18 protein-coding genes are annotated in these 20,061 nt (G+C 70.6%); 5 read left to right on the top strand and 13 right to left on the bottom strand.

Going from position 1 to position 20,061, the window contains the following annotated elements; all coding sequences use genetic code 11:
* Nucleotides 1-33 precede the first annotated feature (33 nt).
* The 9 genes from H976_RS31010 to H976_RS0112300 all read right to left on the bottom strand — a co-directional run bounded on the left by H976_RS31010 (nt 34) and on the right by H976_RS0112300 (nt 10,018).
* On the bottom strand, nt 34-2,958 hold the full coding sequence (locus H976_RS31010; RefSeq protein ID WP_027861790.1) for a helix-turn-helix transcriptional regulator: 2,925 nt from the start codon (nt 2,956-2,958) through the stop codon (nt 34-36).
* Entirely contained in the window at nt 2,958-3,107 is a 150-nt protein-coding gene (locus tag H976_RS29990) for a hypothetical protein (protein ID WP_155918211.1), read from the bottom strand. The genes H976_RS31010 and H976_RS29990 overlap by 1 nt, the downstream gene beginning before the upstream one ends.
* An 86-nt stretch (nt 3,108-3,193) precedes the next feature.
* A complete protein-coding gene (locus H976_RS26050) occupies nt 3,194-4,141 on the bottom strand; it encodes a sucrase ferredoxin (protein ID WP_051276755.1) in 948 nt (315 codons plus the stop codon).
* Nucleotides 4,096-5,235 carry a cupin domain-containing protein gene (locus H976_RS0112325; RefSeq protein ID WP_027861789.1) on the bottom strand — a complete coding sequence of 380 codons (1,140 nt, stop codon included), beginning with the start codon at nt 5,233-5,235 and terminating at the stop codon, nt 4,096-4,098. Before H976_RS0112325 ends, H976_RS26050 begins: the two co-directional genes overlap by 46 nt.
* A complete protein-coding gene (locus H976_RS0112320) occupies nt 5,232-5,486 on the bottom strand; it encodes a hypothetical protein (RefSeq protein WP_027861788.1) in 255 nt (84 codons plus the stop codon). Before H976_RS0112320 ends, H976_RS0112325 begins: the two co-directional genes overlap by 4 nt.
* Nucleotides 5,487-5,600: 114 nt before the next feature.
* Complete coding sequence (locus H976_RS26045; RefSeq protein WP_036226251.1) at nt 5,601-6,416, bottom strand: amino acid ABC transporter ATP-binding protein; 816 nt, start codon at nt 6,414-6,416, stop codon at nt 5,601-5,603.
* Between the two features lie 8 nt (nt 6,417-6,424).
* Entirely contained in the window at nt 6,425-7,414 is a 990-nt protein-coding gene (locus H976_RS26040; protein ID WP_051276754.1) for an amino acid ABC transporter permease, read from the bottom strand.
* Between the two features lie 48 nt (nt 7,415-7,462).
* Nucleotides 7,463-8,359 (bottom strand): ABC transporter substrate-binding protein, encoded by an 897-nt coding sequence (locus tag H976_RS0112305; RefSeq protein ID WP_027861787.1) that lies wholly within the window; start codon nt 8,357-8,359, stop codon nt 7,463-7,465.
* A gap of 111 nt (nt 8,360-8,470) precedes the next feature.
* On the bottom strand, nt 8,471-10,018 hold the full coding sequence (locus tag H976_RS0112300) for an amino acid permease (RefSeq protein WP_027861786.1): 1,548 nt from the start codon (nt 10,016-10,018) through the stop codon (nt 8,471-8,473).
* Between the two features lie 140 nt (nt 10,019-10,158).
* Here H976_RS0112300 and H976_RS0112295 point away from each other — a divergent pair, with 140 nt between their 5' ends.
* The 5 genes from H976_RS0112295 (at nt 10,159) to H976_RS0112275 (ending at nt 15,260) form a co-directional block, all read left to right on the top strand.
* On the top strand, nt 10,159-10,893 hold the full coding sequence (locus H976_RS0112295; RefSeq protein WP_231388902.1) for a FadR/GntR family transcriptional regulator: 735 nt from the start codon (nt 10,159-10,161) through the stop codon (nt 10,891-10,893).
* A 91-nt stretch (nt 10,894-10,984) separates the two neighbouring features.
* Nucleotides 10,985-12,346, top strand: coding sequence for a glutamine synthetase family protein (locus tag H976_RS0112290; protein WP_027861784.1), 1,362 nt, complete (start codon nt 10,985-10,987; stop codon nt 12,344-12,346).
* 3 nt (nt 12,347-12,349) lie between these two features.
* Nucleotides 12,350-13,702, top strand: a complete 1,353-nt coding sequence (locus H976_RS0112285; RefSeq protein WP_027861783.1) for an aldehyde dehydrogenase — start codon at nt 12,350-12,352, stop codon at nt 13,700-13,702.
* A gap of 65 nt (nt 13,703-13,767) precedes the next feature.
* Nucleotides 13,768-14,547 (top strand): 3-oxoacyl-ACP reductase, encoded by a 780-nt coding sequence (locus H976_RS0112280; RefSeq protein ID WP_027861782.1) that lies wholly within the window; start codon nt 13,768-13,770, stop codon nt 14,545-14,547.
* A gap of 14 nt (nt 14,548-14,561) precedes the next feature.
* Nucleotides 14,562-15,260 (top strand): gamma-glutamyl-gamma-aminobutyrate hydrolase family protein, encoded by a 699-nt coding sequence (locus tag H976_RS0112275; RefSeq protein WP_027861781.1) that lies wholly within the window; start codon nt 14,562-14,564, stop codon nt 15,258-15,260.
* 116 nt (nt 15,261-15,376) lie between these two features.
* Here the strand turns inward: H976_RS0112275 and H976_RS0112270 are convergent, their stop codons facing one another.
* From H976_RS0112270 to H976_RS0112255, 4 genes are all read right to left on the bottom strand, one after another.
* A complete protein-coding gene (locus tag H976_RS0112270) occupies nt 15,377-16,246 on the bottom strand; it encodes an alpha/beta fold hydrolase (RefSeq protein ID WP_027861780.1) in 870 nt (289 codons plus the stop codon).
* A gap of 166 nt (nt 16,247-16,412) precedes the next feature.
* Nucleotides 16,413-17,564 carry an imidazolonepropionase gene (gene hutI, locus H976_RS0112265; protein WP_027861779.1) on the bottom strand — a complete coding sequence of 384 codons (1,152 nt, stop codon included), beginning with the start codon at nt 17,562-17,564 and terminating at the stop codon, nt 16,413-16,415.
* Nucleotides 17,561-18,832: a formimidoylglutamate deiminase gene (locus H976_RS26035; protein WP_051276752.1), complete on the bottom strand. Its 1,272-nt coding sequence runs from the start codon at nt 18,830-18,832 to the stop codon at nt 17,561-17,563. Before H976_RS26035 ends, hutI begins: the two co-directional genes overlap by 4 nt.
* A complete protein-coding gene (locus H976_RS0112255) occupies nt 18,829-20,037 on the bottom strand; it encodes an allantoate amidohydrolase (RefSeq protein WP_027861778.1) in 1,209 nt (402 codons plus the stop codon). Before H976_RS0112255 ends, H976_RS26035 begins: the two co-directional genes overlap by 4 nt.
* Nucleotides 20,038-20,061 lie beyond the last annotated feature (24 nt).

The following is a 20,061-nucleotide window of genomic DNA, read 5'->3' as shown; positions in this document are numbered from 1 at the left end:
GGGACCCGGCGGTGGCTACCAGCGGCAGCAGCGTCAGTCGATGAGCCCGGCCCGGCGGGCGAGCGCGCTGGCCTCGGTGCGGCTGCCGGCGCCGAGCTTGGCCATCACGTTGGAGACGTGCACGCTCACGGTCTTGGCCGAGATGAACAGTTGCTTGCCGATCTCGCCGTTGCTGCGTCCGGCGGCGACGAGGGTGAGGATCTCGCGCTCGCGCGGCGTGAGCGCACCCGCGTCGGCGCCACTCGCGCGCCCGGTCGACCCGAGCTCGTCGAGCAGCGGCTTGGAGCGGAGTCGCGCGGCGACCGTGCGCGCGGCACCGGCCTGCTCCTGGCTGGCCTCGCCGTCGCCGGCGGCCCGAAGGACGAGAGCGAGCTGGGTGCGGGCCCGCGCCTCCTCGTAGACGTGGCCGAGGTCGGAGAACAGCTCCACCGACCGCTGCCAGCGACTGACGAGGTCGTCGAGGTCGACACGTCCGCCCAGCAGCCACTCGAGCCGGAGCTCCTCGGCCCGCAGCCGCGCCGCCCAGGCCCGGCCCTCGATCGCGAACGGTCGCTCGTCCTCGTCGCGCACGGCCAGCACCCGGTCGGCGTCGCCGATCAGCCTGGCTGCGCTCGCGCGCACCTCGTCGCGGGCGGCCGTGGAGGTGCGCGGCGCCTCGTCGGCGAGTGCCGACAGGGCCAGGGTCGCCAGCCGGAGACGAGCACCGAAGCTCTCGCCCCAGAGCGGGGTGAGCACGCAGCAGAGGTCGTCGTACGTCGCGACGGCGGCTGCTGCTCCGTCGCGGAGGGATTGCAGCTCGATCGCGGCACCGCCACCCACCACGGCGACGAGACCTTCGCGGTGCCACCGCTCGCGCAGGCCGGAGAACCGGCCCAGCGCGGAGACGTCTCCGCGCCCGGCGGCCACCGCGAGGGCGACGGCATCGAGCATGGCGCGCGGGGTCGGCGGCGGGTCCTCGTTGCTGTAGTCGGCGATGGCCAGGGCTTCCTCCCACTCGCCGCGCATGTAGGCCATCACGGCGGCCTGCATCCGGCCGGCGATGCCCTGGATCGTCCACGGTCGGCCGATCTCGCGTGCGAGCCGGGCCGCCTCGAGGAAGTTGGCCTGGGCCGCGGCCAGCTCGCCGTAGTCGTACTCGAGACCGCCGCAGCGCTGGTAGCCGCGCATCTCGCTGAGCACGTCACCGCGCGCCTGCGCCTCGGCGATGATCCGCTTCAGCTCGGCCCGGCTCTTCTCGCCGAGGTCGAGGTGCTGGCTGAGCCAGGTCAGCGTGACGCCGACGTCGGCGGCCAGGCGCGGCAGCCCCAGCTGGTCGGCCAGCTCGATCGCCTCGTCGGCCTCGTGCCGGGCCTCGTCGAAGCGGCCGTCCCAGATCAGCGCCTGCGCGTGCATCGCCAGGATCCTGGCCCGCAGGTGGGTGGGCTCGGGGCCGACCAGCTCGAGTGCCTCGCCGCTGACCAGGCTCGGCTGGGCGTCGGTCTCGGTGGAGCGCAGCGCCTCGACCCGGGCGAGGAGCAACCGCGCGCGGGCGATGGGCGGCGCGTCGGCGGGGAGCCGGCCCAGGTGGGAGTCGATCAGCGCGAGCGCCGTCTCGGGTCGCCCGGAGCTGCACAGCGCGTCGACCGTGCGGGCCACCAGCTCGGCCTCGTCGGGCGGGTCGTCGAGGTGGCGTGCGGCGCGCGCGTAGATCTCCAGCGCTGTCGTGTAGTGCTTGGCCGCCTCGTCGGGCCCGCCGCTGGCGAGGGCCTGGTCGCCGGCCTCCACGCTGGCCTGCAGGGCGGTGGGCAGGTCGTGGGAGGCGAGCGCGTGCCGGGCCAGGTTGGCCGACTGGCGGCTGCCGTGGAGCTCGCGCACCGCCTCGGCGTACGCCGTGTGCAGGCGCATCCGCTCGCCGGGCAGCAGGTCGTCGTAGACGGCCTCGCCGAGGAGGGCGTGCCGGAAGGCGTACTCGGAGGTGCCGGTGCGGACCAGCACGTTGGCGTCGATGGCGGTGCGCAGCGCCACCTCGAGCTCGTCCTCGGTGACGGGTGCGACCCGGGCGAGCAGGTCGTGAGGCACACGCTGGCCGGCGGCGGAGGCGACGCGGACCACGTCGCGCGCGGACTCGTCGAGTCGGTCCAGCCGCACGAGGAGGAGATCGGCGAGGTCCTCGGGCAGGCTCCAGCCACCGCCGAGGAAGGCGCTGACCAGCTCCTCGACGTAGAAGGCGTTGCCCTGGGCACGCTGGACGATCCGCTCGATGTCGTCGTCATACTGCTCGCCGAGGGAGTTGCCCTGGCTGCCGATCATCTGCTCGACCAGGCCGCGCACGGCGCCCGGTGGCAGTGGGTCGAGCTGGACCCGCTCGACGCCGGGGAGGCGCACCCACTCGGCCACCCGCTGGCGCAGCGGGTGGCGGCGGTGCATCTCGTCGGAGCGGAAGGTGGCCACGATCAGGCAGCGGCCCCGGAGCCGACGGGAGAGCAGGAAGCTGATCAGGTCTCGCGTGCTGGCATCGGCCCAGTGAGCGTCCTCGACGACGAGGACGACGGGGCCGAGCGCGGCGAGGTCCTCGACGAGGACGTACATCGCCTCGAACACCTCGGCCCGGTCGAGGCCCTCGGTGGGCTCGTCGGCCGGCGCGCGGTGCCGCAGCCGGGCCAGGGCGGGGTGGAGGTCCTGCTCGACGAGCTCGGGGGCGACCTCGCCCACCTGGGCGAGCATCTCCGCGAAGGGGAGGTAGGGCATGGAGGTCTCGCCGAAGTCGAGACAGTGGCCGACGAGGGTGCGCCAACCGTCGGCGGTGAGGCGGTCGAGCGCCTCGGTCAGCAGGCGGGTCTTGCCGACGCCTGCGTCGCCCGAGAGGAGAAGCATCCGGGTGTGCTCGGTCCCGGTGGCAGAGCGGAGCAGGACCTCGAGCTCCCCGTCACGTCCGACGAGGGTCTCGGTCCTGCTCCGGTCCATCCGCACATCGGTCATCATCCCGCACGGTGCGTCGCGCGGCGCCACCAACGGCGTCCGGCGCGTGCGGCGACGTCCTCACGGTGAGGACGGAGCAGGCTCTCCGTCCGGTTCTTCATCTCCTGGAACATGTAGTCCTCGTTGAGGGGGCTGTACATGGTGCTCATCTCCTTGACTGGATCGATGACTCGATTCCAGTGCTAAGACGCCGACCGGACATCGGCCATTGCCTTAGGCGGAGAGCTCAGGTGCCTCAGATCTGCTCGATCGAGACGACGTCGTGCACCGGGACGGGACTAAGGCGCTCCAGGCCACAGGTGAGCTGCCCCTCCCCGTCCGTACGACGGCTGACCGTGACGGCCCACTCCCGCGAGCCGGAGTCGTCGGAATGGGCGAACACGGCGGTCCATCCCTCCCGGCGCACGAGTCGTACGGCGTCGAGGCGGTCCTCCCCCAGCAGTCGGCGCAGCGCGATCTCGGCGTACTGCACGTGCATGGGGTACGACGACCGCCCGCGCAGCCGATCGACGTCGAGCCGTCCGGCCTCGTGCAGCAGAGCGACCTCGCCGGCCGACCCCGGCTCCATCCGGCCGTAGTAGAGCCCCTCGGGCAGGACCACCATGTTGGCCGCGAAGCGATCGCCGCCGATGTGCGAGATCTCCCAGGTCTGCGCCGGGTGGCTCGCCGTCAGCGAGGACGCGACCGGACGCCCGCGCTCGGCACAGCACGCGTCGTGCCGTCCGTGGGTGCAGACCCCGAACAGCGGGCCGGCCATCCGGTCCCAGTCGGGTGCCTCACCGCGCGCGACAGCGTCGAGGTCGAGACGGGTCAGCTCCTCGGGGTCGACGAAGGTCGAGGTGAGCAGCAGCCGCCTCGCCGGGAAGCACAGGAAGGCGCGGAAGTCGGGCCCGCGATGGGCCCGGTGGTGCCGACGGGCCAGCAGCACCTTGATGTTCTTGTGGGTCGTCAGGTGCGCTCGCACCGTGTCGGGCAGCCGGCTGTCCCGGGGCGCGCTGGTGCCCCACGGCCCGTGGTGCTCGACGAGCAGGAACGCGGTGACGTGGGTGGCGGTGCCGGCAAGGTCGTCCTGCCGCTGCTCGGAGGCGACCGAGCACCGGAAGTCGCCACCGCGGGCGGCAGCACGCGCCGACGGGGTCAGCGGACGACCTCGAGCAGTCCCTCGCGGATCAACCGGCGGCACAGGACCAGGCCGGACTCGGTGTCCAGCCCGAGGTCGTCGGGGGTGAACACCCCGAGGGTGCGGACGCGTTCGACGGCGTCGGTGATGCGCGCCGGGACCGTCATCCGGCGGTCGCCGAGCAGGACGTGCAGACGGTCGCCGTCGGGGCGCAGCACGCAGGGCTTGCCGGGCCGACGGCGCAGCCGGGTGTTGCCGGTGACCGAGTCGAGGGCCATCCGGTCGACCAGGGAACCGCGGAGGTGCCCGTTGCGCTTCTCCAGGAACGACCTGGTCTGCTCGTCGGCCACCCGCGAGAGGTCGGTCTCGGCCAGGGCCTCGCGAAGCGCCGTCAGCCGGTCGTCGAGCCCGGCGACCAGGGCGTCGGGGTCCTCGAGGTAGCCCGCCGGCAGGTGGGCATCGGCCTCCACCTGATCCATGGCCCGGGCCACGGCCCGGTCGAGCAGGGTGCGCCAGGTGACCTGGTTGATGCCGATCGTGACGTGCAGCGAGACCGCGTCCTGGGCCCGGGCGGCGTGCGGGGTGCCCGTCGGCAGGTACATGCTCAGCCCGGGCTCGAGCAGCACCTCGCGGACCTCGGCACTCTCGCCGGGTGCGGGATGGACCTCCCACAGCTTGGCTCCGTGGGTCTGGAAGACGAAGACGTCGTGGCTGTCGCTGTGCACGGCGAAGCCCTGCGACCCGGGTGGGGTCAGGTAGGCGTTGGCCTGACAGGGGTGGCCGAGCGCGAGCTCGAGCTCGGCGACGAGGCGGGTCAGCGGGGGCCAGTAGCGATGCAGTCCCTGGAGTACGACGGTCGCGCCGCCCTCGAACAGGTCGATCACCTTGCGGGCGTCCACCAGACCGGTCAGGGGCTGGCCGGCCAGGGTGGCGCCACTGCGCGTGTAGCGCGACTGGGCCAGCACCGAGCCGTCCTGCGCCAACCGGACCGCGGGCGTGCGGATGGCCGACGACGTCAGCAGCTCGTCGACGTCGTCGAAGGAGAGCAGCCCGACCAGGTCAGTGGGGTCGGTCTGGTGCAGGTGGACGTGGGACGCCCAGATCTTCTCGACGAAGGACTGGGCGTCCCCGCTCAGCAGCTCGAGGGCATCGGTCACCCGTCGCTCGCGTCGCCGTCCGTGCTGTCGGTGGAGTCACCATCGGTGCCGTCGGCGTCGCCGCCGTCGGTGGCATCGCCGTCCGTGCCGTCGGTCCCATCGCCGTCGGTGCCGTCCGCGTCGCTGGCGCCGCCGTCGGTCCCGTCGGTGCCGTCACCGTCAGTGCCGTCGGCGTCGCCGCCCGGAACGGCCTCGGAACCGCCTGCCGTGGTGTCCAGCTCGTCGTCGTTCAGGGGCTCGTCGTTGGTCATCTGGTGCCTCCTCGTGGTGGGTGGGCGCACTGTCGCGCCGTACGCCTGTCGTTCCCGATCTTGCCCAATCGAATCGCCGGACACCAGCGGGGGGTCCTCGAGGAGATCGAGCGCTCAGAGCTCCTCGGCCGCAACCCGCTCCTTCAGCGCAGCGGCGTGCTCCTCGGTCTCCTCCTTGATGCGGGACAAGAAGGCCTGGGTGCGCTCGTGCTGCGGGTTGTTGATGACGTCCTCCGGCGGACCCTGCTCCACCACCACGCCGCCATCCATGAAGACCACCCGGTCGGCGACCTCGCGGGCGAAGCCCATCTCGTGGGTGACCACGATCATGGTCATGCCCGCGGCGGCCAGCTCGCGCATGACAGCGAGGACCTCCCCGACGAGCTCGGGGTCGAGCGCCGAGGTGGGTTCGTCGAACAGCATCAGCTTGGGGTCCATGGCCAGCGCGCGGGCGATCGCGACCCGCTGCTGCTGGCCTCCGGAGAGCTGGGCCGGGTAGGCGTCGCAGCGCTCGCCGAGCCCCACGCGCTCGAGGAGCTCGCGGCCACGCTTCTCGGCCTCCGCCTTGCCCGTGCCGGCCACGTGGACCGGCGCCTCCATGATGTTGGCCAGCGCGGTCTTGTGGGGGAACAGGTTGAACCGCTGGAAGACCATGCCGATCTCGCGACGCTGGGCGGCGATCCGCTTGTCGTTGAGCCGGTGCAGCCGGCCGCCCTTCTCCTCGTAGCCGGCCAGCTCGCCGTCGATCCAGATGCGACCGCCCTGGATCGTCTCGAGCTGGTTGATGCAGCGCAGGAAGGTCGTCTTGCCGGATCCGGAGGGCCCCAGGAGGCAGATCACCTCTCCGGCGGCGACGTCGATGTCGATGCCCTTGAGCACCTCGACGCCGTAGAAGGACTTGTGCACGTTGACGGCGTGCACGAGGGGCATCACGTCGCTCACTTGCTGCCTCCGATCATCGACAGCATCCGCGTGCGGAAGCCCTCGTCCGGGGCGGAGGTGCCGAAGCCCCGTCCGAAGTACGCCTCGAGCCGCGACTGCACCACCATCAGCACGCTGCACACGACGAGGTACCAGAGCACCGCGGCGACCAGCACCGGGAAGGTCTGGTAGGTGCGCGAACCGATCGAGCTGAGCTGGAAGAACAGCTCGGTGGTCACCGGGATGGCGATGAGCAGGGAGGTGTCCTTGGTCATCGCGATGGTCTCGTTGCCGGTCGGCGGGACGATCACGCGCATGGCCTGCGGCAGCACGATGCGACGCATCGCCTTGCCGTTGCTCATGCCCAGGGCACAGGCGGCCTCACGTTGCCCGGGATCCACCGAGAGGATGCCGGCGCGGGCGATCTCGGCCATGTAGGCCGCCTCCGAGAGACCGAGGCCGATGATGCCGCCCAGGACGCCGACGAAGACCCGGTTGGCGTCGATGGTGGCGAAGCCGAGGTGGTCGGCGCCGAAGAGGTGGGCGAGGTCGTTGCCGAACGGGATCAGGTTCAGCCCGTCGGGGAACAGCACCCCGAGCGCGCCCATGATCGTGAGCAGCACCAGCCGGGGGATGGCGCGGAAGAACCAGGTGTAGATCCACGCGACACCGGAGAGCACCGGGTTGTCGGAGAGGCGCATCACGGCCAGTGCGATGCCGAAGGTGATGCCGATGACCATCGCGCCGACCGTGCCCAGCAGGGTGCCCAGCATCAGTCCGTTCAGCACCGGGGACTGGACCATCGCCTGCCACACGAAGGACCAGTTGAAGGCGTCGTTGGTGAGCAGCAGACGAACGAGCAGGAAGATCAGCGCCAGGATCACGGCGATGGTGACCCAGCGCCACGGGTGCCGCACGGGCACCGCGTCGATCGTGCCGGGACGTTCTGCCTGCGCCCCCGAGGGCGGGGTCGGACCGGTGTCCTCGGGGGCGGCAGCAGAACTCATGTGGACTCCGTCAGTCTCTCGGTCAGTCTCTCGGTCAGTCTCTCGGGATCACACCGCGGGGTTGACGGTGAAGTCGTGGATCGCGCCCTGGTCGACGCCCCAGTCGTTCAGCACCTTTGCGTAGGTCCCGTCAGTGTCGAGCGACTTCAGGCCCGCGACGATCGCGTCGGCGAGGGCGGTGTCGGCCTTCGGCACGACGTAGCCGTAGGGGGCGGAGTCGTAGATGTCACCGGCGGCGTCCAGCTTTCCGGAGGACTTCTTGACGGCGTACGCCACGACCGGCGAGTCCGCCAGCATCGCGTCGGCCTTGCCGGAGACGACCGCGGCCGTGGCCTGGTCCTGGGCGGTGTAGACGAGCACCTTCAGCGGCTTGCCGGCCGTCTGGCAGGCCTTCTGCTTCGGCGGCAGGTCCTCCTCCTGCTGCACCGTCGCCTTCTGCACGGCGACCGTGATGCCGCACGGCTTGGCGGGGTCGACCTTCTTGGGGTTGCCCGCGGCCGTGGCCCACTGCGTCCCGGCGTTGAAGTAGCTGACCATGTTGACCTGCTTCATCCGGTCGGCGTTGACCGTGAAGCTGGAGATGCCGAGGTCGTACTTCTTGCCCTGGACGCCGGTGATGATCGAGTCGAAGTTGGCGTTCTGGAACTTCACCTTCAGGCCGAGCTTCTTGGCCACGGCGGTGAACAGGTCGATGTCGAAGCCCTCGATGGTCTTGCCGTCACCGGCGAAGAACTCGCTGGGGGCGTAGCTGGCGTCGGTGCCGATGGTCAGGGTGCCCTTGTCCTTGATCTCCTGGGGCACGAGCGCCGCCGCGGCCTTGTCGACCGAGGTCTTGACGTCACTGCCCTTCTTGTCGCTGCCGCTGTCCAGCGAGTTGGAGCCGCAGCCGGCCAGGGCGATCGAGGCGACGATCAGGGTGGCGGCCACCCGAGAGGTCTTGCGCATGCGTGTCCTTCCAGATGATGAGACGGGGATAGTGGGGCATCCTGCCACCGGCCCGGCCTCACGACGAGGTCCGGGCCGGGGCTGTGACGCGCTTGTGACTCGCGGGGGGACTCAGCCCTCGTCGAACGCCTCGAGGACAGCCTGGTCGATCGTGTGCTTCGGGCCGGTGAACCAGTTCTTGGCCGACACCTTCCACCAGATGGCCAGGATGATCAGCGTCCCGAAGGTCAGCACCGGCGCGTAGTTGACGCTCGACCAGGCGAAGTCCTTGTTGCCCGGTACGCCTGCCGGGGTGAAGGGCATGATGAAGTAGATGGAGATGACCACGATCTCGATCACCGCGACGAGGTTCATCCACTTGTACTTCTTGCCGTTGGTCCACGACCCGGGCTCGAAGGCGTCGCCCATCCGCCACCGCAGGAAGATCGGCACCGCGAACGCGAGGTAGAGCCCGATCACGGCCACTGAGACAACCGCCAGGAAGGCGACCGGCACTCCACCGACGCTCTTCAGCGCGGGCAGCGTGATGAGGATCCCGATGGTCGCCACGAACATCACCGCGTTGGCCGGGATCTTGGTGGCGGCGTTGACCTTGGACAGCCACGACGAGCCGGGAATGGCGCCGTCACGGCTGAACGCGAACGTCATCCGCGAAGCGCTGGTCAGGCAGGCCGTGGCGCAGAACAGCTGGCCGGCGGTCGAGATCAGCAGGATCGTGAAGTGCCAACCCTCGCCCAGTGCCTGGGTGAAGATCACGTCGACGTTCCCGAACCCCTTGTTGACGCCGTCGGGGTCCTGCACCGCGAACACGAACGAGAGCAGGAGCACGTAGCCACCGATGGCCGAGTAGAAGATCGACCGCCAGATGCCCTTGGCCGCACCCTCCGCCGCGCCCTGTGTCTCCTCCGAGAGGTGGGCCGAGGCGTCGAACCCGGTGATCGTGTACTGCGTGAGCAGGAAGCCGAGCGGCAGCACCAGGAACCAGTAGAACCCGCTGCTGAAGCCGGAGTTGTTGATCCGCTCCGTGTAGACGTAGGTGAGGCTCTGGTGGTGGTCGGGGACGAAGATCAGGATGAGGATCACGATCGTGGCGCCGGCGACGTGCCACCACACCGAGATGTTGTTGACGATGGCGAGGAGATGGCCGCTGAAGATGTTGGCCAGGGCAGCCAGGACCATGATCGCCACGAAGAGGATGAACACGCGGGTGAGGGAGTAGTCACCGGCCCAGCTGTCGCTGATCGTGCTGATCGTGAGGTCGAGGAACGTCGCGGCGCCGTACGCCACGGAGGCGGTGACCGCGAGCAGCCCGATGAGGTTCAGCCAGCCGGTGAAGAAGCCGGCCGCCGGGCCGCCCATCTTGGAGGCCCACCAGTAGATCCCACCCGAGGTCGGGTACGCCGAGACCAGCTCGCTCATGGTGAAGCCGATGAGCAGGATGAAGGCCGAGATGATCGGCCAGCCCCACGAGATCGCTACCGGGCCACCGTTGTTCCAGCCCTGGTAGAAGGTCGTGAAGCAGCCGGCGAGGATCGAGATGATCGAGAACGAGATGGCGAAGTTGGAGAAGCTCGACCAGGAACGACTGAGTTCCTGCTTGTAGCCGAGCTTCGCCAGCAGTTGGTCGTCGGAGTTGAGCTCGGGTTCGGTCGTAGCCATGTTCCGCCTCCTGGGAAAGACAATCTGGCCCGTGCCCAGCAAGGTAGACCTCAAATCTCGACCCCGTCCATAGCCGGGATGTAAAAGGTTTGAGTCCAGACCATTGACACTCGCGTCAGCAGGCTCGAACACTGTTGGACGTGATCCCCGCTCCCGACCCTGCGCTGCCCGAGGCGGTGCTGCGCCCGGTACGGGGACACCACGCCTTCGAGGCCTGCGTGGAGCAGCTGGCGACGCTCATCCGTCTGGGCGTCTACCCCCGAGGGTCGGTGCTGCCGTCGGAGCGTGACCTGGCCGGACGACTGGCAGTGTCCCGCGCGACGTTGCGCGAGGCCATGGCTGCGTTGCGTCAGGCCGGACTGGTACAGACCACACGCGGTCGCGGCGGGGGCACCGTGGTGACGATGCGGCCGGCCACCCCGTCCGCACGGGCCGCGTCGCGGCGTACTCCCTCACGGCGGGCCGACTGGGCGGACATGCTCGACTTCCGCCGGATCGTGGAGCCCGGCGGCGCGCGCCTGGCCGCCAGCTCCCCGCTCGGCGAGGAGCAGGTGGAGCGGCTGGAGGCGGCGCACGAGGCGGTGGCCACCGCGAGCGGCCCGGCCGTGCACCGGCAGGCCGACTCTCGCTTCCACCTCACCATCGCGGCACTCACCGGCTCCTCCCGCCTGATCGAGGCCGTGACGTCGGTGCAGTCGACGATGCACGAGATGCTCAGCGCGATCCCGGTCCTGGAGGCGAACATCGCCCACTCCGACACCCAGCACGCACGGATCGTCGCGGCGATCCTGGGCGGTCGGGAGGACCGCGCGCACCAGGTGATGCAGGAGCACTGCGACGACACGGCCGCCCTGTTGCGAGGACTGCTCGGATGACTGTTCGGATGACCAGTCGGATGACCAGTCGGATGACCAGGCACGACGACGGCTACGACACCCACCACGGCGAGACCCACGGGAGAGCACGATGAGCACACCCAACGACCGGTATCTCACCCTCGACCGGCTGCGCTCGATGATCGAGTCGGGCGAGGTCGACACGGTGGTGCTCGGCTTCACCGACATGCAGGGCCGGTTGCAGGGCAAGCGGCTGCACGGCCGCTACTTCCTCGACTTCGCCCTCGAGCACGGCACCGAGGGGTGCAACTACCTGCTGGCCGTCGACATCGACATGAACACGGTGGCCGGCTACTCCATCTCCTCGTGGGAGCGGGGGTACGGCGACATGGAGTTCGTCCCCGACTGGGACACCCTGCGCCTGCTCCCCCACCTGCCGGCCACCGCGATGGTGCAGTGCGACCTGGTCTGGCTCGACCACGCCCCGGTCGTGCAGTCGCCGCGCACGATCCTCAAGCACCAGCTCGAGCGGGTCGCCGCCAAGGACATGGTGGCGCTGGCCGGCACCGAGCTGGAGTTCATCGCGTTCAACAACACCTACGAGGACGCGCACGACCGGCGCTGGCGCGACCTGACACCGGTGAACCAGTACAACATCGACTACTCCCTCATCGGCACCTCGCGCGTCGAGCCGCTGCTGCGCGACATCCGCAACCAGATGTACGCCGCCGGCCTCGACGTCGAGGGCGCGAAGGGCGAGTGCAACTTCGGCCAGCACGAGATCGGCTTCCTCTACGCCGAGGCACTCGTCACCGCCGACAACCACGCCGTCTACAAGACCGCTGCCAAGGAGATCGCCTCGCAGCACGGTCAGGCGATCACGTTCATGGCGAAGTACGACGAGCGCGAGGGCAACTCCTGCCACATCCACCTGTCGCTGCGCGGTGCCGACGGGAGCATCGTCTTCGGGGAGGGCGCCGAGCGCTCGCCGCTCTACGACCAGTTCGTCGCCGGCGTACTCGCCACGATGACCGACTTCACCCTGCTCTACGCGCCGAACATCAACTCCTACAAGCGATTCGCCTCCGCCTCGTTCGCGCCGACGGCCGTCGCCTGGGGCACCGACAACCGCACCTGCGCCGTCCGGCTGGTCGGGCACGGCGCATCGGGACGGATGGAGAACCGGCTGCCCGGCGGCGACGTGAACCCCTACCTGGCGCTGGCCGCGATGCTCGCGGGCGGGCTCTACGGGATCGAGAACGAGCTGGAGCTCGAGGACGAGCTGGTTGGCAACGCCTACGCCTCGGACAAGCCGCACGTGCCGCACACGTTGCGGGCCGCACGCGAGGCGTTCGCGGCGTCGGACATGGCCAGGGCAGCCCTGGGTGACGACGTCGTGGACCACTACGTCAACATGGCCGACGTCGAGCTCGCGGCCTTCGACGCCGCTGTCACCGACTGGGAGCTCGCCCGGACCTTCGAGAGGATGTGAACCTTGACGACTGCCGTCATCAACCCGGTCACCACCGAGCAGATCGCCGAGGTCGGATCGGCGAGCCTGGAGGAGACCGACGCGGCGATCGACCGCGCCCAGGAGGCCTTCCCCGGCTGGCGTGACGTGGCACCCGGCGAGCGGGCGCGGATGCTGCGCGCTTTCGCCGCCGTCATCGACGAGCACATCGAGGAGCTGGCCCGGCTCGAGGTGGCCAACGCCGGCCACACGATCGGCAACGCCCGCTGGGAGGCGGGCAACGTCCGCGACTGCCTCAACTACTACTCGGCGGCCCCCGAGCGACTGTTCGGCAGGCAGATCCCGGTGCCGGGAGGCGTGGACATCACCTTCCACGAGCCCCTCGGCGTGGTGGGCATCATCGTGCCCTGGAACTTCCCGATGCCGATCGCCGGCTGGGGCTTCGCGCCGGCCCTCGCCGCGGGCAACACGGTCGTGCTCAAGCCGGCCGAGATCACCCCGCTGACCGCGATCAGGATCGGCGAGCTCGCGCTCGAGGCCGGTCTCCCCGAGGGAGTGCTCACCGTCGTACCCGGCAAGGGATCGGTGGTCGGCCAGCGCTTCGTGACGCACCCGTCGGTGCGCAAGGTGTGCTTCACCGGGTCGACCGAGGTGGGCAAGCAGATCATGGCCGGCTGCGCCGAGCAGGTGAAGCGGGTGACCCTCGAGCTCGGCGGCAAGAGCGCCAACATCGTCTTCGCCGACGCCGACGTCGCAGCAGCCGCGGCCAGTGCGCCGTACGCCGTCTTCGACAACGCCGGCCAGGACTGCTGCGCCCGGTCGCGAATCCTGGTCGAGCGTTCGGCGTACGACGAGTTCGTGAGCGGGCTCGAGCAGTCCGTCCGAGCACTCAAGGTGATCGACCCGGGTCAGGACGACAGCGAGATGGGCCCGATGGTCTCGGCCGCGCAGCGCGACTCGGTGCAGCGCTACATCGACGGCGCCGACGTCGCGTTCACCGGCTCGCGCCCGGACGGTGACGGGTTCTGGCTGCCGCCGACCGTCGTCGAGTCGAGGAGCACGAGCGAGGCTGTGTGGCGCGAGGAGGTGTTCGGTCCGGTCGTGGCGGTGATGCCGTTCGACAGCGAGGAGGAGGCGATCTCGCTGGCCAACGACACCGAGTACGGGCTGTCCGGGTCGATTTTCACCAACGACCTCGGTCGCGCACTGCGGGTCGCGCGTGGTGTGGAGTCCGGCAACCTCAGCGTGAACAGCCACTCGGCGGTGCGCTACTGGACGCCGTTCGGCGGCTACAAGCAGTCGGGGCTGGGCCGCGAGCTCGGTCCGGACGCCCCCAACGCGTTCACCGAGGAGAAGAACGTGTTCATCGCCCACTGAGCAGCGGTGGTCTCGACCATCCACTCGCTTCGCTCGCTGCTCGACCACCTAGAAAGGCACATGACATGGCAGGACGTCTGGACGGCAAGGTCGCGGTGGTCACCGGCGGGTGCTCGGGGATCGGGTTGGCGACGGTGAACCGGTTCGTCGAGGAGGGCGCGCGCGTGCTCATCGGCGACATCGACGACCAGCGCGGGCACGAGCTCGTCGGTCAGCTCGGCGGTGCGGAGTTCGCGGCGTACGCCCACGTCGACGTGACCAGCAAGGAGGAGGTCGACGCGCTCTTCGCGACGGCCAAGGACACCTGGGGCTCGGTCGACATCGCGTTCAACAACGCGGGGATCTCCCCGCCCGACGACGACTCGATCCTGGACACCGAGCTCGAGGCGTGGCGGCGGGTGCAGGAGGTGAACCTGACCAGCGTCTACCTGTGCTGCAAGGCAGCCCTGCCCTACATGCTCGAGCAGAAGTCCGGCTCGATCATCAACACCGCGTCGTTCGTCGCCGTGATGGGCGCGGCCACCAGCCAGATCTCCTACTCGGCCTCGAAGGGTGGCGTGCTGTCGATGAGCCGCGAGCTCGGCGTGCAGTTCGCGCGCGACGGCATCCGGGTGAACGCGTTGTGCCCCGGACCGGTGAACACCCCCTTGCTCAAGGAGCTGTTCGCGAAGGACGCCGAGCGGGCGGCCCGGCGGCTGGTGCACGTGCCGATGGGTCGGTTCGCCGAGCCCGAGGAGCTGGCCAACGCCGTGCTGTTCCTGGCCTCCGACGAGTCGAGCTTCATCACCGCGAGCACGTTCCTGGTCGACGGCGGCATCTCGGGCGCGTACGTGACGCCCCTCTGAGATGTGACCGCGAGATGCGACCGCTGATCGGGCTCACGACGTACCGGGAGCAGGCGAAGTGGGGAGTGTGGGACCAGCCCGCCGACCTGCTGCCGGTGATGTACGCCGATGCGATCGTGCGCGCCGGCGGCGTACCCGTGCTGCTGCCGCCGGCCACTGACGACCCCGATGCCGCTGCCTCGGTGGTCGCCCGCATCGACGGGCTGGTGGTCAGCGGCGGCGCGGACGTCGACCCGCAGCAGTACGGCGAGGAGCCGCATCCGCGGACGGCCTCGTGGCGCCCCGACCGCGATGCGTGGGAGCTCGCCCTCCTGACGTCGGCCGCGGCCGCCAACCTGCCGACGCTCGGGGTGTGCCGGGGGATGCAGGTGATGGCGGTCGCGGCCGGAGGCACGCTCGACCAGCACACGCCCGACGTGGTCGGGCACGAGGAGCACAGTCCCGGCGGTGACGTGTTCGGCGAGGTCGAGGTGTCGACCGCGGAGTCGTCCGTGCTGCGCTCGATCCTGGGTCCGGGGACGACCGTGCACTGCCACCACCACCAGTCGGTGCGCTCGCACCCGGGCTTCGACGCCGTGGCCCACGCCGAGGACGGCACGCTCGAGGCGATGGAGACACCCGGAGAGCGGTTCTGCGTCGCGGTCCAATGGCACCCGGAGATCGGCCGTGACCAGCGCCTGTTCGACGCACTGGTCAGGGCAGCGTCGGGCTGAGCCAGACCGGTAAGTCCAAGGAGGTGAGCCGTGGCGGAGCCACGGCAACTGACGACAACGCAGTCCAGCGTGCGTGATGAGTGGGCGCAGCGCGCTCCTCCTTGGACTTGCGCGTCTTAGTCCAGCACGGTCCGTAGCGCGGCGGCGAAGCCGACGGGGTCGCCGTTCTGGCCGTGCTCGCCACCGAGGAATCCGCCGTGGTGGCTGGGGAAATCGGTTGCCGGGCGACCCAGCGCCTCCGCGACCGACCGTCCGCCTCGCGCGGCCATCTGCTGCCCGGACTCCACGCCGACGGCCAGCACGAGCCGGTCTCCGAACGCGGCCAGCGCCTCGAGGTCCGGCTGGTAGCCGACACAGCCCGCGATGTTGCGCATGAGCGGGTCGGTGCGGGTGCCGTCGTCCTCGCTCGACATCCCGAACATGGCCGGGTCGGCCGGCGGCTGGTCGAGGTAGGTCTCGGGTACCGGTCCGTCGTACATGACGAACGGGATGAACTTGGCCATCGCCGGACCGGCGCCCTGGCTCTGGTAGGTGGCGAGCATGTCGCGGGTGACGGCCAGGACCGCGTCGCGATCGGCCAGCAGTGCGGCGAGCGGGGGCTCGTGCGCCACCACCCGGCGAAGGTCCTCGGGGTGGGCCGTGACCAGGGCCAGGGCGTTGACGGCACCGCCGCTGCTGGCGAACAGGTCGACGGGCCCGACGGCCAGGTCCTGGATCACGCGGTGGAGGTCGTCGGCGTGCTCCTCGGCCGAGATCGGCGTCGCGTCCGTGGGGTTGCGGCCGGCACCGCGCGGGTCGTAGGTGACCACGGGGCGGTCGGTGAAGTGGCTGGCCAGGGTGCCGAATCCGCTGGCGTCCATCGGGGAGCCGACGAGCATCAGGACCGGCCGGTCGGCGGTGGCCTCGGCGAGATCGCCGCGGACGTCGTAGGTGACCGTCGCCGTACCGCTGCCGACGGTGTGGGTGGTGAGGGTGAGCTCGCTCATCGGGTTTCCTCTCTGACGCGGAGCCAGGTAGCTCCGCGGGAAGCTGTTCGAGGAGTCAGACCCGTCGACGCGCCCGAACTCATCGTTGGACCCGTCGACCGCTCCTTGCGTCATACGAATCGAGGCCTCGAGGCCACCATGCGTATGACGCAACGGACAGTCGGGGTCAGCCCAGCACCTCGGCCACCAGGGGGACGCCGGGGCGGTAGGCGAGGTGGACGTACGACGGCGCCTCGAGCACGGTGAGGTGGGCCCGCTTGCCGGGGGCGAGGATGCCGACGTCGTCACGAGCCAGTGCCCGGGCACCACCTGCGGTGGCCGACCAGACGGCCTCGGCGGGAGTCATCCGCATCTCGCGGACGGCCAGGGCGACGCACAGCGGCATCGACGAGGTGTAGCAGGACCCCGGGTTGCAGTCGCTGGCCAGCGCCACGGTCACGCCGGCATCGAGGAGTCCGCGGGCATCGGGGTACGGCGACCGCGTGCTGAACTCGACGCCGGGCAGCAGCGTCGCCACCGTGCCGGAGTCGACCAGGGCGCTGACGTCGGCGTCGTCGAGGAAGGTGCAGTGGTCGACCGCGGCCAGGCCGAGCTCGCAGGCGAGGCGCACGCCGGGACCCGGACCGAGCTGGTTGGCGTGCAGCCGTCCGGCGAGGCCCTGCGCGTGTCCGGCGGCCAGGATCGTCCGGGCCTGGTCGGCGTCGAAGGCGCCGGTCTCGCAGAACACGTCGATCCACTTCGCGTACGGCGCGGCCGCCTCGAGCATCGGTCCCGTGACGAGCTCGACGTAGCCGGCCGGGTCCTCGGCGTACTCCGGCGCGACGACGTGGGCGCCCAGGAAGGTGGTCTCGTCGGTGTACTGCTGTGCGATCGCCAGGCTGCGTGCCTCGTCGAGGGTGCTCAGGCCGTAGCCGCTCTTGATCTCGACGGTCGTGGTGCCCTGCCGGCGCATCTCGGCGACGAGCCGGGCCACGTTGGCAGCGAGCTGCTCGTCGGTGGCGGCCCGGGTTGCCGCGACCGTCGTACGGATCCCACCGGCGGCGTAGCTCTCCCCCGCCATCCGGGCGGCGAACTCGGGCGCCCGGTCGCCGGCGAAGACGAGGTGGGAGTGGGAGTCGACGAAGCCGGGGATGACGGCCCGGCCGCCGAGGTCGCGGGCAGCGTCCGCGGCAGGGGCGTCGACCCGCCGGCCGACCCAGGCGATCCCGTGGCCGTCGACGACGACGGCGGCGTCCTCGAGGATCCCGCTGGGAGTGCCGTCGTGGGCGGGGTCGTTGGTGACCAGCTCGGCGATGCCGGTCAGCAGCAGGCTGGTCACGGCTGCACCACGTCGGCGCCGGTGGCGGCGAACACGAGGGTCTCCGGGCTGGCGCCGGTCCCGCGCGTGCGGACGGTGTCGAGATCGACGGTGACCAGGTCGGCGCGTTGTCCCTCCGCGATCCGACCGGCGTCGTCGAAGCCGAGCGAGCGGTGTCCGTCGTACGTCGCAGCTGCGAGCAGCTCGCGAGCGGACCAGTGACCGCGCTTGTGGGTCGCGAGCCGTTCGTGCATCTCCACCGCGCGCATCTCCTCGAACAGGTCGATCACGGCATGGCTGTCGGAGCCCAGCGTGAGGGTGGCGCCGGAGTTGCGCAACCGGCGCGCAGGACCGATGCCGTCGGCGAGGTCACGCTCGGTGGTCGGGCAGAAGCAGACGTTGGTACGGCTCCGCCCGAGCAGCCGGATGTCCCCCTCGGTGAGGTGGGTGGCGTGCACGGTGGTGGTCAGCGGGCCGAGGGCGCCGGCCTCGGCCAGCAGCTCGGTCGGGGTCATGCCGGTGGCGTACTGACAGGCCTCGTTCTCCGCCACCTGCTCGGACAGGTGCACGTGCAGCGGCTTGCCCTGCGCCGCCTCGACCACGATCGGGATCTGGGCCCGCGGCACGGCACGGACGGAGTGGATGGCCATCCCGACGCGCGGGTCGTCGAAGGCCGCCACCCGCTCGGCCCACTTCTCCGCGTGCCCGTCGGAGTAGCGCACCTGGACTCCCTCGGGGGCACGGCCGAACCCGGAGGCGAGGTAGCAGGTGTCGAGCAGCCGGATCCGGATGCCGGCCTCGTCGGCGGCGGCCAGCAGCGTCTTGCCCATCTCGTTGGGGTCGTCGTACGGCGTCCCGTCCGGCTGGTGGTGCAGGTAGTGGAACTCCCCGACGGCCGTGATCCCCGTCGCCCGCATCTCGGCGTAGGTGTCCCGGGCCAGCTCGAAGTAGGAGTCCGGCGTGAGGCCGGCCGCCACGGCGTACATCTGCTCCCGCCAGGTCCAGAACGACCCCCGCTCGGTCTGGGTGTGCCCCCGGAGGGCCCGGTGGAACGCGTGGCTGTGGCAGTTGGCGAGGCCGGGGAGGGTGAGGCCGGGGAGGGTTTCGGTTTCGGTGGCGGTTTCCCCGGGCGCCCGGGGAAACTGCCGCCGGTCGTCCGATACTTCGCCCTCCCGGCTCCAGAATTGCCCGCCAGCCCCGACCGATTTGATCCGCCCGTGCTCGATCTCCAGGAGTACGTCGGAGTGGACGCCGTCGTCGAGCAGGGCGTGCTCGAGGTGCAGCCTCACGAGACCAGCCCCTCGATCGCGTCGGCGAGGGCCTCGACGCCGGCCAGGCAGTCGGCCATCTCCGCGAACTCCTCGGGCGAGTGCGAGACACCGGTCGGGTTGCGGACGAACATCATCGCGGTCGGTACTCCGGCCGCGGCGAGGATGCCGGCGTCGTGGCCTGCCATCGTCGGGATCACGGGTACGTCGCCCCAGCGGTCGGCGAGCCGGGAGCGCACACCGGCCGTGAGGACGGGGTCGAAGGAGACCGCGCCCGAGACGGACTCGGAGGTGACCTCGAGACGGGTGCCATCGCGGCCGGACCGCTCGGTGCCCTGGCGCTTGATCTCCGCGACCAGTCGCACCAGTGACTCGTCGGTCTCGCCCCGGGCGTCCAGCCACGCGGTCACGCGCGAGGGGATGGCGTTGGTGCCGTTGGGCGCCACGTCGACGCGGCCGAAGGTCGCTCGCTGGCCGGAGACGCGGGCCTGCTTGCCGGCGGCCAGAGCGGTCATCGCAAAGCTGAGCATCGGGTCGTGGCGGTCCTCCATCCGCGTCGTGCCGGCATGGTTGGCGTCGCCGGTGAAGTCGAAGCGGTAGCGCCCGTGCGGCCAGATCTCGGTGGCCAGTCCGACCACGCGCTCGCGGTCGACGAGGTCGCGACCCTGCTCGACGTGCAGCTCGAGGAAGCAGCCGATGCGGTCCAGCCAGTCGGCTCGTCCCAGCGACGGTTCCACGCCGGCCGCTGCCATCGCGTCCAGCAGGGGTACGCCGTCACGGTCCCGCAGCTCCCGGGCGGACTCGGGCGTCGTCGTCCCGGAGGCGAGCCGCGAGCCGAGGCAGGCCAGCCCGAAGCGAGACCCCTCCTCCTCGGCGAACGCGCCCACCGCGACCGGTCGGCGCGGCGCCACACCGCGTGACCGGAGCAGGTCGATCGCCGCGAGCGACGAGACCACACCGAGCGGGCCGTCGTACGCCCCGCCGTCGAGCACCGAGTCCAGGTGCGAGCCCACGAGCACGGCATCAGAACCTGCGCCCCACCAGGCCAGCAGGTTGCCGTTGCCGTCGGCCTCGACGGGCAGCTCGCGGGCGGCGCACTGCTCGCGGAACCACGAGCGCAGCTCGGACTCCACCGAGGTGAATGGTTGCCGGAAGTAGCCCCCGCTGGCTGCCGACCGTCCGAGCGGCGCCAGCTCGGACCACATGGCCTCGAAGTCGTCAGGCATCGCGGTCCGGACGATGATGGGCGG

This window comes from Marmoricola sp. URHB0036 (assembly GCF_000426045.1).
Lineage (GTDB): Bacteria > Actinomycetota > Actinomycetes > Propionibacteriales > Nocardioidaceae > Marmoricola.
Note: the sequence above shows the minus strand (reverse complement) of the source record. Positions and strands in the feature narration are given on the sequence as shown.

Bases quoted from the DNA above. Each gene is read 5' to 3' on its own strand.
- H976_RS0112275 (WP_027861781.1), top strand. From the start codon at position 14,562: ATGCGACCGCTGATCGGGCTCACGACGTACCGGGAGCAGGCGAAGTGG.
- H976_RS0112280 (WP_027861782.1), top strand. From the start codon at position 13,768: ATGGCAGGACGTCTGGACGGCAAGGTCGCGGTGGTCACCGGCGGGTGC.
- H976_RS0112290 (WP_027861784.1), top strand. From the start codon at position 10,985: ATGAGCACACCCAACGACCGGTATCTCACCCTCGACCGGCTGCGCTCG.
- H976_RS0112300 (WP_027861786.1), bottom strand. From the start codon at position 10,018: ATGGCTACGACCGAACCCGAGCTCAACTCCGACGACCAACTGCTGGCG.
- H976_RS0112270 (WP_027861780.1), bottom strand. From the start codon at position 16,246: ATGAGCGAGCTCACCCTCACCACCCACACCGTCGGCAGCGGTACGGCG.
- H976_RS0112320 (WP_027861788.1), bottom strand. From the start codon at position 5,486: ATGACCAACGACGAGCCCCTGAACGACGACGAGCTGGACACCACGGCA.
- H976_RS26040 (WP_051276754.1), bottom strand. From the start codon at position 7,414: ATGAGTTCTGCTGCCGCCCCCGAGGACACCGGTCCGACCCCGCCCTCG.
- H976_RS31010 (WP_027861790.1), bottom strand. From the start codon at position 2,958: ATGACCGATGTGCGGATGGACCGGAGCAGGACCGAGACCCTCGTCGGA.
- H976_RS29990 (WP_155918211.1), bottom strand. From the start codon at position 3,107: ATGAGCACCATGTACAGCCCCCTCAACGAGGACTACATGTTCCAGGAG.
- H976_RS26045 (WP_036226251.1), bottom strand. From the start codon at position 6,416: ATGCCCCTCGTGCACGCCGTCAACGTGCACAAGTCCTTCTACGGCGTC.
- H976_RS0112255 (WP_027861778.1), bottom strand. From the start codon at position 20,037: ATGCCTGACGACTTCGAGGCCATGTGGTCCGAGCTGGCGCCGCTCGGA.
- H976_RS0112305 (WP_027861787.1), bottom strand. From the start codon at position 8,359: ATGCGCAAGACCTCTCGGGTGGCCGCCACCCTGATCGTCGCCTCGATC.